This window comes from Pelagihabitans pacificus (assembly GCF_009371985.2).
Classification (GTDB): Bacteria; Bacteroidota; Bacteroidia; order Flavobacteriales; family Flavobacteriaceae; genus Pelagihabitans; species Pelagihabitans pacificus.
In genome coordinates, this window is record NZ_VIKU02000002.1 from 550,540 (window position 1) to 565,796 (window position 15,257).

The 15,257-nt window shown below is 45.6% G+C and carries 13 protein-coding genes; 2 read left to right on the top strand and 11 right to left on the bottom strand.

All coding sequences use genetic code 11. From position 1 onward, the window contains the following. Positions 1–5: 5 nt before the first annotated feature. Positions 6–1,058 (bottom strand): mechanosensitive ion channel family protein, encoded by a 1,053-nt coding sequence (locus FK220_RS09780; protein WP_152574123.1) that lies wholly within the window; start codon positions 1,056–1,058, stop codon positions 6–8. 150 nt (positions 1,059–1,208) lie between these two features. On the opposite strand from FK220_RS09780, the gene FK220_RS09785 reads away from it, so the two are divergent. Next, positions 1,209–1,991 carry a patatin-like phospholipase family protein gene (locus tag FK220_RS09785; RefSeq protein WP_152574124.1) on the top strand — a complete coding sequence of 261 codons (783 nt, stop codon included), beginning with the start codon at positions 1,209–1,211 and terminating at the stop codon, positions 1,989–1,991. Between the two features lie 84 nt (positions 1,992–2,075). Then, complete coding sequence (locus FK220_RS09790) at positions 2,076–2,723, top strand: YceI family protein (RefSeq protein WP_152574125.1); 648 nt, start codon at positions 2,076–2,078, stop codon at positions 2,721–2,723. Positions 2,724–2,734: 11 nt separating this feature from the next. On the opposite strand, the gene FK220_RS20045 is transcribed toward FK220_RS09790, so the two are convergent. The 10 genes from FK220_RS20045 to FK220_RS09840 all read right to left on the bottom strand — a co-directional run bounded on the left by FK220_RS20045 (position 2,735) and on the right by FK220_RS09840 (position 15,227). Then, entirely contained in the window at positions 2,735–5,392 is a 2,658-nt protein-coding gene (locus FK220_RS20045; RefSeq protein ID WP_152574126.1) for a cation-translocating P-type ATPase, read from the bottom strand. A 124-nt stretch (positions 5,393–5,516) separates the two neighbouring features. Next, a complete protein-coding gene (locus FK220_RS09800; protein ID WP_152574127.1) occupies positions 5,517–5,981 on the bottom strand; it encodes an Hsp20/alpha crystallin family protein in 465 nt (154 codons plus the stop codon). Between the two features lie 165 nt (positions 5,982–6,146). Further along, positions 6,147–6,800, bottom strand: a complete 654-nt coding sequence (gene upp, locus FK220_RS09805) for a uracil phosphoribosyltransferase (protein ID WP_152574128.1) — start codon at positions 6,798–6,800, stop codon at positions 6,147–6,149. Between the two features lie 164 nt (positions 6,801–6,964). Next, positions 6,965–7,153: a YgaP family membrane protein gene (locus tag FK220_RS09810; protein ID WP_152574129.1), complete on the bottom strand. Its 189-nt coding sequence runs from the start codon at positions 7,151–7,153 to the stop codon at positions 6,965–6,967. 100 nt (positions 7,154–7,253) lie between these two features. Beyond that, positions 7,254–7,559 carry a hypothetical protein gene (locus FK220_RS09815; RefSeq protein ID WP_152574130.1) on the bottom strand — a complete coding sequence of 102 codons (306 nt, stop codon included), beginning with the start codon at positions 7,557–7,559 and terminating at the stop codon, positions 7,254–7,256. Positions 7,560–7,571: 12 nt separating this feature from the next. Beyond that, positions 7,572–10,799 (bottom strand): efflux RND transporter permease subunit, encoded by a 3,228-nt coding sequence (locus tag FK220_RS09820; protein ID WP_152574131.1) that lies wholly within the window; start codon positions 10,797–10,799, stop codon positions 7,572–7,574. A 155-nt stretch (positions 10,800–10,954) separates the two neighbouring features. Next, complete coding sequence (locus FK220_RS09825; RefSeq protein WP_152574308.1) at positions 10,955–12,037, bottom strand: efflux RND transporter periplasmic adaptor subunit; 1,083 nt, start codon at positions 12,035–12,037, stop codon at positions 10,955–10,957. A 93-nt stretch (positions 12,038–12,130) separates the two neighbouring features. Then, on the bottom strand, positions 12,131–13,432 hold the full coding sequence (locus tag FK220_RS09830) for a TolC family protein (RefSeq protein ID WP_152574132.1): 1,302 nt from the start codon (positions 13,430–13,432) through the stop codon (positions 12,131–12,133). A 122-nt stretch (positions 13,433–13,554) separates the two neighbouring features. Next, on the bottom strand, positions 13,555–14,454 hold the full coding sequence (locus FK220_RS09835; protein ID WP_238718970.1) for a hypothetical protein: 900 nt from the start codon (positions 14,452–14,454) through the stop codon (positions 13,555–13,557). 92 nt (positions 14,455–14,546) lie between these two features. Beyond that, positions 14,547–15,227 carry a DUF6799 domain-containing protein gene (locus FK220_RS09840; protein WP_152574133.1) on the bottom strand — a complete coding sequence of 227 codons (681 nt, stop codon included), beginning with the start codon at positions 15,225–15,227 and terminating at the stop codon, positions 14,547–14,549. Positions 15,228–15,257: the final 30 nt, after the last annotated feature.

The window sequence follows — 15,257 nt, forward strand, 5'->3', positions numbered from 1 at the left end:
AGCCGTTATACAGCCTGTAAATCAACCATCCGAATTTTAGGGAGTGCATTTGGATGATTTTCCCGTATGAACGAAATCAGTTGTTCCCTTATATCGCAACGTAGGTTCCAAACGTCGGTCGCATTTTTTGCGCTAAAAGTGGCCCTTAACTGCATCGCACGGCTATCGCTATCGGTCACCAGTAAGTCTGCCTCCTTTTTGTCCCATAAGCGATGATTCTTAAGCAGTTTGAGGAATTTCTCCCGCAACTCGGCTACCGGAAACGTATAATCCACATAGAGATATACACTCCCGATAAGCCTGCGGGAAGCAAAGCTCCAGTTCACAAACGATTTGTCGTTAAAGTAGTTAAGTGGTAATACCAGCCGACGCCAGTCCCATGTTCGCACGACCACGTAGGTCAACGTGATGTCTTCAACCGTTCCAAACTCTCCCTCGATAACGACTTCATCATCGATTTTAAGCGTTTGGGTAAAAGCGATTTGAAATCCGGTAATCAGATTGGCAATCGATTTTTGGGCAGCTACCCCAACGATAATGCCCAAAACCCCCGCCGAAGTCAGAATGGTCTCCCCTAACTGTTTCGCAGTGGGTATATTCCATAAAATGGAGGCCAAGGCTATGGTAGCGATGACGACTTGGGCAATACTCTTCATAAACCGCAGTTGTGTGAGTACCTTCCGCTCCTTTGCCTGATGAACGCCATCAACGTTGAATGTATGTTTTACCGCTTCCTCCAACGCGCCTAAGGCAGTGATGAACAACCATGCCAAATTCACAATGATCAACATCTCCAAGAGTTTGTGCCAAAAAGAGTCCAGTCCTATATAAGGAAGCGTCAAATATGTGAACAGCAGCGGAAGGAACCAAAAGGTGGGGGCTTTCAAATGCGTTAAAAGCTCCTCTTTTAAAACGGAGGGTTTTTTGCTATTGTAGAGTTTAAAAATGGCAAAAAGAATCCACCGTACCGCTAGTCCCAAAAGAATGCTGGCCCCGGGTACCAATAGATAAGCCAACCAAGGCATATCTTCAAACAAATTCGAAATGAACATTTCCATTTCCGTTCTTTTATCAAATGTATCATTGCTTCTCGGGCTTAAAAATGATTTTGGTCATCATTCAACGACCACGCTGCCCTATATGACAAGGGTCATAGTATCCCCACTTGTCAGCAGGTATTTTTACCATGGAAACCGAAAAAAAAGAGCATGAAGACTGGTTTGGTACTTTCAGGGGGTGGTGCTCGCGGTATAGCCCATATAGGAGCGATCAAGGCATTGGAGGAAGAGGGAATACATCCGTCCTATATCGCAGGTACCAGCGCGGGTGCCATTGTTGGTGGATTATATGCCGGTGGATGTACCTGGGAAGAAATATTGGATTTTTTTAAAACACTCGAGATATTTACCATCGATAAATATGCCCGGAAAAAACCGGGATTTGTCGATACTACCAAGTTTTATTCCGAACTGAAGAATTACTTGCCCGACGACAGCTTTGAAGCATTGAAAAAACCGTTGTTCATAACCGCCACCAACCTACTGGATGGTAGCTTGCAGGTGTTTCATCGAGGCGAATTAATAAGCCCGCTACTCGCATCCGCGGCGGTTCCCGGAATATTTGCACCGGTACAAATCAATAATGGTTACTACGCGGACGGTGGCATGCTCAACAATTTTCCCGTGGATTTGATCAAAACGTACTGTGCCCAAATTGTCGGGGTATATGTAAATCCGTTCGAAAAGGTACAGATCAAGGATTTAAAACACGCGTATAGTGTTATGGAGCGCGCCTACCACATCAAAGTCGCCAGCGAATCGTTCTCCAAATTCGATGATTGCAATCTTTTGGTACGTCCCAAGAATATGAGCAGTTTCGGGATGTTTGCCCTAAAAAATATCGATGTGATATTTCAATTGGGATATGATGCCGCCAAAGAGGCCTTACGAGCCGAACACACCCTACAGCTTCCTACTTCTTCCCAAGGTTGATTTCGTTTTGGATCAAGGCACTGACCTAGGTCATTCATTGGCTTCAAGGTAGCAGCTACTTTTGGGGTATTAATTGCCTTACCAATGAAGAAAGGAAACAATCGAGTGTTGATTTGGTTGATGGTTCTAATGGTTCTTTCTTGTAAGCAGAGTGGGACAAAGGACCAATCTACCGCAACGGGGCCTGCAACAGCCAAGTCTGGGCAACCCTATTCAATCGACACCTCCGAAACGGTATTACAATGGACCGCCTATAAGTTTACAAACAGAGCGGCGGTAAACGGAACCTTTAGCGACTTTGTGCTATTTACAAAAGGTACATCGGAAACTACAAATGTCCTTTCACCAGGGGATTCCATCGTTATCAACACCCTCTCGGTCGATACCGGTAATGGCATTCGGGACGACAAATTAAGAAGGTACTTCTTTCAAGTACTCCATTCCGATACCATTAAAGGTACCATTTTGGAAGCAGGGGAAGAAACAGGTAAAATGTCTTTGGAAATCAACGCTCTTTCCAACACAGTAGATTATCGTTATTCCCGAAAAAAAGATACGCTGATACTAACCACGGGCATCGATTTGTCCGATTGGGAAGGGGAAGAGGCCATCAACTCACTGAATCGGGAATGTTATGAACTTCATATGGGCCCTGACGGAATCTCAAAATTATGGCCGACCATTGATATTTCCTTGAAACTACCCATGAAAATCGATTCGGTAGCGCGGTAGTCATCACCTATTCAAGATACCCTTAAGCGTATTAAACGTTTTACCAGTTGTGCCAATACCAAAGACCCGGATGCAAACATGATTACCGTACCCATCTGTGCAAGGGAGAGCGGGCCCAGAGAAAGGTAGGTGGCGACGACAGGAACCAAATAGGCCCCAAAGGTAATCGCCAACGACAAAAGAATCGCTCCCCATATCCAATGATTGGCCGTTACCTCATTTTTGAAAAAGGATTCGCTTCGCTTGGGCATATTAAAAACATTGACCAATTGTGCCAATACCAAGGTATAAAAGGCCATGTTATTGATGGTTTTCGATGGTAGGTTCAAAACCGAATCCGCATAGACCACCACACCCAACACGGCTATACCGATACAGAGACCGTAAACTAGTATGGCCACCCAATCACTTGATGTAATAATCGGATCTTTCGGGTTCTTGGGGGGTTGCTCCATAACATCTTCCTCTCCTTTTCCAAGTCCAAGTGCCAAGGCCGGAAAGACATCGGTTACCAAGTTCAAAAATAGGATTTGTAAGGGCAGCAATGGGGACGGAAGATTTAAAAGGGCCGCAGTACCGACAGAAAGAATTTCCGCCAGATTACAGGACAATAGATAGACCACAAATTGACGGATGTTCTGAAATACCACCCTCCCTTGACGAATCGCCAGTTCTATGGCCGTAAACCGATCGTTCTTAAGGATAACATCAGCCACTTCACGAGCCGCTTCCGTACCCCGTACCCCCATGGCGATTCCGATGTCTGCCTTCTTCAAGGCGGGCACATCGTTGATACCATCACCGATCATGCCCACGATATGGTTATTTTTTTGGTAAAAACGTACCAAATCCAGTTTCTGTTCAGGAGTGACCCGAGCAAAAATCGAAGCATTTCGTAGTTGTTCGTTATGTACCTCGGATGCATTCATATAGGTAACGAGGTCCTTGCCCCGATATACGGCTTGCCGCGTACCGTCATCTTCCCTTTCCAATAAACCGATATCCCTGGCAATTTTTTCCGAAGTTCCAGGGTGATCACCGGTAACCATGACCACCTTGATCCCTGCCCTTTTGTAGGTGTCGATGGTTGCCTTTACATCTTCCCTAGCTGGATCCAAGAAACCCATAATCCCCAAAAAAACAAGTTGTTCCAAAAGGGTCTGCTTTACGGGCTCCTGTTTTACTTCCTTATATGCAAAAGCCAAGGTGCGCAACCCCTGTTCCGCCAAAATATCGACCTTTTTACCCCAAATTTGCCTATTCACGAAAGGCTTCGTTCCATCGGCACACATAATACGGTCGCAATGGGCGGTTAGGTTCTCAAAAGCCCCTTTTGCATATACATGAAAGTGGTCTTGATGCCGATGTGCGGTGGCCATCAGCTTCCGCTCTTCGCTAAAGGGCAGCTCTAATTTTTCTGGATTTTTTTCCCTAACGGTAATGGGGTCATATCCCATATGCGTTGCAAAATCAATTAGGGCCCGTTCAATCGAATCACCCTGTTTTTCAATCGATTCGACATCGATATTATTACAAAGAATAGCGGTCATCATCATTTTGTGAAAAACAGGATGTTGCTTTATGGAAGTTAAAAAATCATTTTTCCGATGATAGATATCGGCCAATGATTGCTCCCCAAATTCCAGGGAATGAACTTTCATTTGGTCTTCGGTCAAGGTTCCCGTTTTGTCGGTACAGATAATATCCGTAGCGCCCAAGGTCTGAACGGCTTCCAGTTTTTTAATGATTACCTGTTTTTTTGAGAGTCGCATCATGCCCTGTGCCAGGGCGATCGTAGCGACGATCGGGAGTCCTTCGGGTATCGCCGCGACTGCCAATGCCACCGCCGTCTCGATCATCAGCAGCAACTCTTCCCCGCGTATGTAGCCCATGATTATAATGATCAACGCGAAAAACAACGTTAACCATATCAACCACTTGCTCAACTCCTTCAGTTTTTTCTCCAAAGGGGTTCGTTCCTTCAATGCATCGACACCCATCTGCTGTATATGACCTAATTGGGTATGTCTTCCAGTAGCCGTCACGATAGCCTTCCCCGACCCCGTAGTGACCGTAGTACCGCGAAAAAGCATATTGGATCTATCCGTTAAGGGGATATCGGCATGTAATATATTCGTTGTTTTGGAGACTTGGGCACTTTCACCTGTAAGGGCCGATTCTTTCACGGAAAGATTTTCGACCTCGATCAAACGTGCATCCGCCGCTACCACATCCCCACGTTCTACCAGTAAAAGATCTCCGGGAACGACTTCCGAAGCCTTGATATGCACTTTTTGACCCGACCGGAGCACATAAGTCATCGCTTGACCCATTTTCCGGAGTTCCTCCAAGGAACGCACCGTCTGCAGTTCCATGAAAAAGCCAATGGCGACCGAAATCAAAATAACGATAAGGATGGCCATACCCTCAAGAAAATCATTGAATAGGAATGCCAAAACGGCCGCTACGACCAAAATATAGATGATAGGGTCGGCTAAATGATCCGCCAGTATGCGCCATCGTTTCTTTGGACCGCTTTCTGGTATTTGGTTGGGGCCATGCGCTGAAAGACGCCCGAGGGCCTCTTCTTCTTCGAGCCCCCTAACCCGATCTCCCATCAGATGGGTGATTACATCCTCTACCGAAACAGCAAACGGATTTTGAACCATTTGGAAATATTTTAAAAAATGCTTGACAGGAAAACGAAGCCCCTGCACCCAACCTGAATACATGGACAAAATTCAGGTTTTGGTACAAGGGCGTTTCAAAAGAAAAGTAAGCTATCTCACATTGCTATGAAATCTCCACTTTTTTAGGTGGTATCTTTTTAGCCTCTTCTTTTTTAAGAAGATTAAAGCTAAGGATACCATCTTTGTATGCAGCCTTAATTTCTTCCTGTTTTACACTTTCAGGTAATTGCAGGGATCTTTCGAAGGAGTTATAGCTGAACTCCCTACGGGTATAATTCTCCTCTTTTTCCTCTTTCTCCATTTTCTTTTCGGCGGAAATGTTCAAGCAACCATCTTCAATAGTCACTTCAAAGTCTTTCTTGGCAAATCCAGGGGCTGCCAATTCAATCTCAAAATGATCATCTGTTTCTTTGATGTTCAGTGCGGGTTCCCCTGTTTTTCCTGTCCAAAAACGATCGGGCAGCATGTCCCTGACCCATTTTCTATTGTCAAAAAAATCGTCCATGTCAAAAAAATCTTGGGTGATCAGGTTTCCAAAGGGTCTCCTTTTAAATTTTACTAGTGACATAATATTGCATTTTTAGGTTAAACATTTTTTCTACGTCGAAAGTAGCACCCTAAAGTCGGATGGGAAATGATCTAGGTCAGTATGGCCTCTTTTTCACACAAAAAAAGAGAGAAGAAATCAAAACAGCGAGGTCTCGGCAAAATGACACCGCCATGACAGCTTTGTCTATAACTTAGGGCCAAAGGCCAAATCACCCGCGTCGCCCAAGCCAGGGATAATATAGCCTTTGGAAGTAAGTTGTTCATCAATGGCTGCAATCCATAAGTGTGTGTTTTCGGGAAAAACCTTATTGACATAAGCGATGCCGTCTTTTGAGCCAATCACTGAAATGATATGTATTTGTTTGGGCTCCCCATGGGTTTTCAAAGCCTTCAATACATTTTCCAGGGTACGCCCCGTGGCCAACATGGGGTCGGTAAGCACTAGGGTCTTGCCTCCCAAGGCGGGAGCGGCAAAATACTTCACAATGACTTCAAAGGCGTCACCCCCATCGGTATGATGGCGATAGGCAGAAATGAAGGCGTTTTCGGCCCGGTCAAAATAATTGAGCATGCCCTGGTGTAGCGGTAATCCGGCACGTAGTACGGAACACAGCACCATTTGATTCTCAGGTAGGGACATATCCTTGGTTCCGAAGGGTGTCTGTACCGTTTTTACCGAATACTTCAGATTCTTGCTCAGTTCATAACTCAGTACTTCCCCGATACGCTCTATATTTCGCCTGAATCGCATGGGGTCTTTCTGAACCTGCTCGTCCCGGATCTCGGCAATAAACTGGTTTAAGAGCGAATTTCCTTCGCCAAAATGGTGAATGGTCATGACGGATTATTTTATGAAGTGATTTTTTAGTGCCACAGTCTTAGCTACTGTGCTCAAAAACGACAAAATTAGAGTGCAAAATAAAACATGCAGGTAAAATAATAAGTCTAAATCACTTCGTATCCTAAAAGTACGTTTTTAAATTTTGGTCGCACTCTTCCTCTTCAATCCGTCACTCCGAATTTCTTCAAAATATCTTCCATCAAACACCATTTGGTAAAGGCAGATTGCAAGAGGTTCAGACCGACGAACGCGGTAAACCAGAGCCAATGAATGTTGACATAAATCGCCAATAGCAAACTTATCAGTATAAAAGTGCCAGCAACCGCCCTTACAATTCTATTTTTTTTCATCTGTTTGAATTTTATCGTTTATTCAAGGTCATAGCGCATTCGTTATCGACGATTTCGGTCGGTATCAACTTCCCCTTGTTGCCCGTTTTGTAATTCTCGTTTAGATAAATTTTTCAATGGGAACCACTATCGCCTTTATGGGATTGTTGGTCTCTAAAGCTTCATTGAATTCCTCGATCAATCGAAACAGTGCTTCGATCTTTTCATTCTCTGTGAACGAAAAGAACAAGCTCGACTCTACCCCACCGCTTTCACTAGGGAACCAGCTCGCCGTGCGCACCATCGAGGTGGGGTTTTTGTACCCGTCAATATCCGAGCTGCTAAAACTTTCGATATTGGCTTCTTTAAATAGCCTCAGGATATCCTTTTCGAATTCCTCAACAACCGTTACGATCAGTAGTTTCATTTTTCGTTTTTTTTAGTCTTTTTCAACATCACTCTCCGGTTCTCCCTCGGTCGGATACTTCTTTCGTTCAATCATATAGTACACCAGGGGCACTACCAACAAGGTCAATACGGTAGATACAATGGTACCCCCCATCAATGAAATGGCCAAACCTTGGAAAATGGGATCAAAGAGAATGACAAAGGCCCCGATAACGACCGTACCCGCCGTCAACAAGATGGGAGTGGTTCTAACAGCGCCCGCTTCAATGACCGCTTGCTTTATCGGGATACCGTCGGCAAGTCTTATATTGACAAAGTCGATCAACAAGACCGAGTTCCGCACCATGATACCCGCCAAGGCAATCATACCAATAAAGGAAGTTGCGGTAAAGAATGCCCCCAATAACCAATGCCCCAGTACGATACCCACCAACGAAAGCGGAATCGCCACCATCATCACCACAGGGGCCTTAAAGTTCTGGAACCAACCCACGATCAAAATATAAATGATAACGATGACACCTAAAAAAGCGATTCCCAAATCACGGAACACTTCCAATGTAATCTGCCATTCGCCATCCCATTTTACGGTATAGTCATCCTCAAAATCGGGTTGCTCCATATAAAGCTCATCAATGGAATGGCCCTCTGGAAGCTCAATTTCCTTCAACTTATCCGTCATGCCTAGAATTGCGTACACCGGACTCTCCAGTTCCCCCGCCATATCGGCCAATACATACACCACCCGTTTTTGGTTCTTACGGTAAATGCTCTTGGCACTGGTCGTTTCCTCAATATCGACCAAATCGCCAATGGGTACCACAGTTCCATGATTCGATTGTACTTTCAATTGGGAAATGTCGTTGATGGTCGATTTTTCCTTTTCATCCAATGCCAATAAAAGATCTACTTGCTTAGAGGCATCCTCATCGTACAAGGTGGTGATGGCCTTTTCGGACAAGGCCATATGCATCGTATGGGCGATTTGTTGCGGTGCCACCCCATAGGTCATTGCTTTTTCCTTATCAATGACAAATAGATATTCGGTTTGGTCGGCTTCCACCATCCAATCTACGTCGACCACATCGTCCGTTCTTTTTAGAATATGTTGTACCTGATTGGCGATATCGATTTGCGTATCGTAATCGGGACCGTAAATTTCCCCGACGATGGTCGACAACACGGGTGGACCCGGGGGCACTTCCACTACTTTTATATTGGCACCGTACTTTGCACCGATTCGTTGTATATCGGGTCTTAACAGACTTGCAATACCATGACTTTGGGCGCTGCGCTCGCCTTTGTCGATCAGGTTCACCTGAATATCAGCCATATTGCTACCACCACGAAGATCATAATGTCGTACCAGTCCATTAAAAGTAATCGGGGCCGAAGTACCTACGTAGTGTTGATAATCGATTACCTCCGGGCGCGTTCGAAGGTACTGGGCAATTTCCTTGGCGACCACTCCGGTTCGTTCCAAGGTCGTTCCCTCGGGCATATCGATGACTACCTGAAATTCATTCTTGTTATCAAAGGGCAGCATTTTAACGGCTACCGATTTGGTGAAGAACATTCCAACCGAGCCTAGTAACAAAACGAACGTGGTCCCCAAAAAGAGCCAACGGTATTTCTTGTTCTCGATCAGGGGTCGTTCCAACTTGTCGTACCACCGGTAAATGAGCGAATTTTCCAGTGCTTTTTCCTTTTTTTCGCTGCCTTTTTTTTCTTTCTCACGTAAAAAGATATAGCCCAGATAGGGTGTAATGGTCAAGGCCACAAAGAGCGACAGCAACATCGCGATCGAAGCCCCGATGGGCATGGGCGACATATAGGGGCCCATCAAACCCGATACAAAGGCCATCGGAAGTACCGAGGCAATGACCGTAAACGTCGCAAGGATAGTCGGGTTCCCTACTTCGTTGATGGCATATAGCGCCGCTTGCTTAAATGGCAATCGCTTCATCTTAAAATGGCGGTGCATGTTCTCTGCGATGATAATGGAGTCATCCACCACGATACCCGTCACGAATACCAATGCGAACAAGGTAATCCGATTCAGGGTGTAGTCAAGCATATAGTAGCTCAGCAAGGTCAACGCAAAGGTGATGGGTACGGATAGGAATACGACCAGTCCGCCCCGCCAGCCCATGGCCAGCATCACCACGAAGGTTACCGCAATGATGGCCCCGATCAGGTGTAGCAATAATTCCGAGACCTTGTGTGAGGCGGTTTCCCCATAATTCCGGGAGATTTCCACATGCACGTCATCGGGAATCAATGTTTTTTTTAAATGTTCGACTTTGTCAATGATCACATCGGCAATCTTCATGGCATCGGCCCCTTTGCGTTTCGCAATGGCAATGGTCACGGCGGGATACTCCGATTTAAAATCGACCGCTTTCGTACTAGCCTGCCCAAACCCATGGAATACATAGTCCTTGGGTACTTCCGGGCCATCTTGGACCTTGGCAATCTGTTTCAAGTAAATCGGACGATTTTGTTGGGTACCCACTACCAAATTTTCCACATCGGAAACCGTTTCAAGGAACTTGCCCGTGGTGACCATGAATTCAGTGTCGTTCTTATCAAAGGTGCCCCCGCTCAACTGTTGATTGTTCGCTTTGATCATTTCGGCAACGGATAAAAAATCGAGCCCGCTAGCGGCCATTTTATCCTTATCCAGTACCACACGCAGCTGACGGTCTCGCCCCCCTATCTTTTTGGTGGCGGAAACATCGGTCACTTTTTCGATCTCATCGGTCAGTTCCTGTGCGAGTTGTTTGAGTCGGTAATCGTCATACGTTTCGCTCCACAACGTCAATCCCAACATCGGCACATCATCAATGGCCCTCGTCTTTACGAGCGGAAAGGTTACGCCTTGGGGCATAATATCCATATGCTTGTTGATTTCGTTATACAACTTCACGAACGAACGTTCAATATCTTCCCCAACATAAAACTGAACGATCACCATCCCCTGCTCCTTCATTGAGGTCGAGTATACGTACTCTACACCCTTGATGTTCGAGATCAGCTTTTCCAACGGTTTTACCACTCGGCTCTCTACCTCGGTAGGACTCGCTCCTGGGTAGCCCACAAAAATATCCGCTATGGGGACGTCGATCTGGGGCTCCTCTTCCCGTGGTATTAAAAATGAGCTGTATACCCCGATGACCATGAATACGATCATCAGCAATACCGTTAGCTTGCTGTCTAAAAACAGTTTGGCGATCTTACCGGCTAATCCTTCCTTCATTTTTTGGATTTTGTATTTGGGCGTTCCCTTCGCACTTGCCCGTTACGATTTTTAAAACCTTCGGAACATATGCTCGGGTCGGGCTTTCCGCTACTACTCCTTCCACGCCATGGCGTGATGCGGGGTATCCGCTGCAATCCCTAACGCAGTTTTGTTTATTGAATGGCAATTTTCGCCCCATTGAATAATTTCCCGTCTGCAGAAACGATGTATTGCTCATCGGCCGAAAGACCTGAAAGCACTTCCACTTCGTCCCCAAAGGTTCTACCGAGGCGCAGCCACCGCAATAAGGCGGTATTGCTTTGGCTTACGGTGTAGACCCCCGTCAACTGTCCGTTTTCAACAAGCGCATCTTTTGGTATCATAATGGCTTTGGCAATCGTTTTGCGTTGTATCGGAAATTGTACGGTAGCGTACATTCCCGATAGGATAGCGGCATTGGCTTCTTCCAGTTCCACTTTCACCAGGTATTGTCCGCCCGTGTTCTTTGCAGAGGTACTCACCTCCGTAACTTTTCCTTCTACCTTTCTATTCAGGGATTTTAAAAGCACGTCGACCTCGGTGTCTGTTTTTATTTCCAAAATTTCCGACTCGGGCACCATGGCCAAGACTTGATACTTGCCTGGTGATTCCACCTCCATCAAAGGCATTCCAGGATTCGCCATATCGCCCACTTTGATAAACTTATTCGTTACCACGCCGCTAAAAGGGGCACGGATATTGGCATAAGATAATTGGGCGTTGACCTCGTTTTTCATTTCCTTGGCAGCCTCCAATCGGGCCTTGGCCATATTATAATGGGCCGTTATGTCATCCAATTCTTTTTGCGAAGCACTATTGTCTTCGAATAGGACCGTAAACCGCCGATAATCTTTCTCGGCGTTTTCGTAGGCCGCTTGGGCTTCCGTAATTCCGGCATTTACTTGACCCAATTTGGCCGATACATCGGCATTGTTGATACTCAGTAACAGTTGTCCGTTTTTGACCCTGTCTCCCACCCGCACGTAAATTTTATCGACATAGCCCATCATTCGGGTACCGATATCGGCGCTTTTGACCGCTTCAACCTTTCCACTCACTACGAGCAGGGGGGCACTACCCTCTTCTGAAACCGTATGTATCCGTACCGATACGGGAGGGGCGGTATCGGCAACGGCTTTTTGGTCTTTTCGTCCGCAGCTTAAGAGCGCAATTGCCATTCCTAAAACCGTTGCCGTTATGTAACTTTTATACTTCATCATTTTTGGTATTACTTACTTTATCAAGTATTGAATTGTAGGGTTATGTCATTAGTTCTACCGGAACTCCTCGAAGTCACTACATACATTTCATTATTTTGTCAAAAACCGAACATATGCCAGTGCATAATTATGCTGGTAGATCGTACTATAGTATTCCAGCTGTTTTTGCGAATACTGGGTTTCGGCCATTAAGAGATCGGTGGTTTTTTCCAAGCCTTGGCCATAACGGTTGGTCCGTATGCGTAACGACTCCCTGGATTGTTCAAGGGCAAGGGCCGTAAGCTCCAAATTGTTCTTGGCATCTTGAAGCATCCGTTTTGCCCTATTCAGCTCAACTTGACTTTGCGCTTTGTATTGTTCCAACTCCAATTTCGATTTTTCGTATTCTGCCTTACTTTTCTGGGCTTTTCCAAAACGTTTGCTACCCTCGAGAATATTCCATTTCAATTGCGCCCCGAATAAATAACCATCGGCCCCACCCTGAAATACCTGGTCATCATGCAACTCATAGGTCCCGAAAGCGTTTAAACTGGGTAAAAAGCGCATCTTATCGGCCTTGTACATTTGTTGGTACGCCTTACTGGCCGATGCCATGGCCAGGATATCGGCCCGGTTTTCGGAAAGATAATCTGCCGACAACCGCTCGGTCTTAATGGTTAGTGAATCTGTTGGTTTTAATACGGCATAGTTTGTCTCGTTCATCAAAACGGACAATTGATTACTGGCGTTAAGAATGTTGCTTTTTGCGTACTGCAATTGATTCTCGATTTCCGTAACCCGAACCTCTACGGCCAGTACATCCGATTTTTGGAGATATCCCTGTTTGAAGCTATTGTTGGCAATGCGTTTGTTCTCCAGCGCTGCTTCTTGTGCCTTTTCCAGAACCTCCACCGTTTTATAGGCCAATTGCAGCTGCATGTAAGCCTTTTCTACCTCTAGGTCCAGGTACTGTTGGGTACGTTCCGATTGCAACTCGGTAGCGGTCCACTTGGCTTTGGCCGCCTTACGATGGTAAATACCATCCAGATTCACGAGCGGTTGCTGTACCTCGATCCGGGTGGCATAATCTTCTATTTGTCGAGGATTGTTCAACAAGTCGGGATTAAAATCCCCCTGGGTTAAAATGGACTGGTTTAATTTGGATCCAAATGCCATCAGGGGATTGGTGGTGGCAATCCCTGTATGGGATATGCCTATATTGGGCATCAAAACGGCATTGGTCTGCCGATAATCGCCTCGGGCAGCCAGTATATTTTGTTCGGATATTTTGAGGGTATTGTTGTTCCTATTCACTTTGGCAACTACCTCGGCCTTGGAAATCAATACCGGCTCCTGCGCTTGCAGGGTCCATAATCCCATCAAAAAACCGATTTGTAGTAGGTAGTACTTCATCTTGCTATAATTATGTCAGGCAAAATTAGAACGGGGAAAAAGAGTAGGCAGTAACTAATGTTACGTTGGCTTCGATACAGCGATCGGGATGCAGCCTTATGCGTTTCCATACTATCGGCAAATCACGGTTGTTTTTTAGTATTGAACCAATAGCCGATGCCGGCCGAAAAATAGAAGGTGCTGTCCAAGTCTTCACTGATCACGCTATCCTCCGTGGTAATGGTGGCGCTGGTCTGTGGTAATGCCAATACCGGTGTAAAGGAGAAAATAAACTGTTTGTGGTAATATTGCAGGGGAAGACTAATTTCCACATTCAGAATGTTAAACTCCGATGCCTCCTGTATTTCCACGGTGGTCGCCACGGCGGGTTCCGAATCCATGGTTCCCCTACCCTGACCCTTTCTGTTCCCCAGACGGCTGGTACTATAGTATTCTTGATAAAAATATTGGGATCCGGCATACATGGTAATCGAAGGATTGATCAAAAAACTTTTGTCACTACTGTAAAAAATGCGGTCTAACATCAATCCCGTAAAAATATCGGGCGAACCACCGTTGTTGAAATAGGTACTGACCATTGCGGACACTTCCAGCACTTTTAAGTCGTAGCTCAAAAAGCCCGAGAGATCGGCGACGACTTCCGATTTCACGTTATAACTGGCGTCGTTAAAGAAGTAGGCCGTCCCTGAAATACCCCCGCTCAATTTTTCACCATTTGTTATATAACCGACACTCCCTAAAAATAGGTCTACACGATTCTCCTCCGAGCCCACCAGGTAGGATACGGAGGCATCGACATAAAAACCAGACTTGTCGTAATAACCAATGGAAGGAAAGACATAAGGGGCGGCAACGGAGTCCCTTCTACCCATAAATACCGCATCGTTGATATAGCTTATGTCGGCAAGGACGTACGACGCCTCGCCATTTGCCTTTTCCTTCACGGAATTCGTATTGTTCTGGGCGATTAGAAACCCAGGTACAGAAAAGACCACTAACAAAATATGCTGCCAAGTTCCCATGGTGAAAAGTTGAAGTGAAAAACTTGGGACATCGGTGAAAAAAGCAACACCCGGTTGCTTGATTTTTTACCAGACGTCCCAGTAAGAAAATCTTATTGGGTACTTTTTTTCTTTTTTTGAACAGAAGGTTTTTTCAAAGGTTTTTTCTTCATACCTTTTTTACCTTTCATCTTGTTTTTTTGGACCATCATTTTCCGATGCTGAAGTGTATTCCGGAACATTTCGCCATCTAAATTGATGCACTCACCCTCCTGGAGCCGTAGTTGTTTCATATTACGAATCTCATAATTTCCGTCGGTATCCACTATGACACCTTTACCGAGATCCAATTGCTTCTGCAATTGCTCTTGAGCCTGGGTTCGAACTACGTACATTTCCCCGTCGACCAAGGTATAATGTACCCGATTTCGATTCCGTTCCCTGATCTCAGCTTCCGTCAAACCTTGCGTCCCTTCTTGGATTTTACGGCGGTATTGATACTCATTGCGATATTTAATGCCATCGCTATCCAAACATTCGCCTTCTTGTAATTGCATTTGTTGGCCATCCTTGGTCACATATTTCCCATCCGGACTTAGGACGGTACCATCCTCTAATTGCTGCTTGTCCTTTAGTCTTTTTTGGGCCTGTTCCCTGACTTCCAACATGGCGCCGTTAACCATCACCAGCTTGGTGCGATCTTGATCTCTAATTTGGTCGCGATCTCTTTCTTGGGCGGTAAGCATCGTGGTTCCCAGAACCACAAACACTGCCATAATAAGTTTCCTTTTCATCGTTGTAAAATTTTAGGGTTTATAACAGGA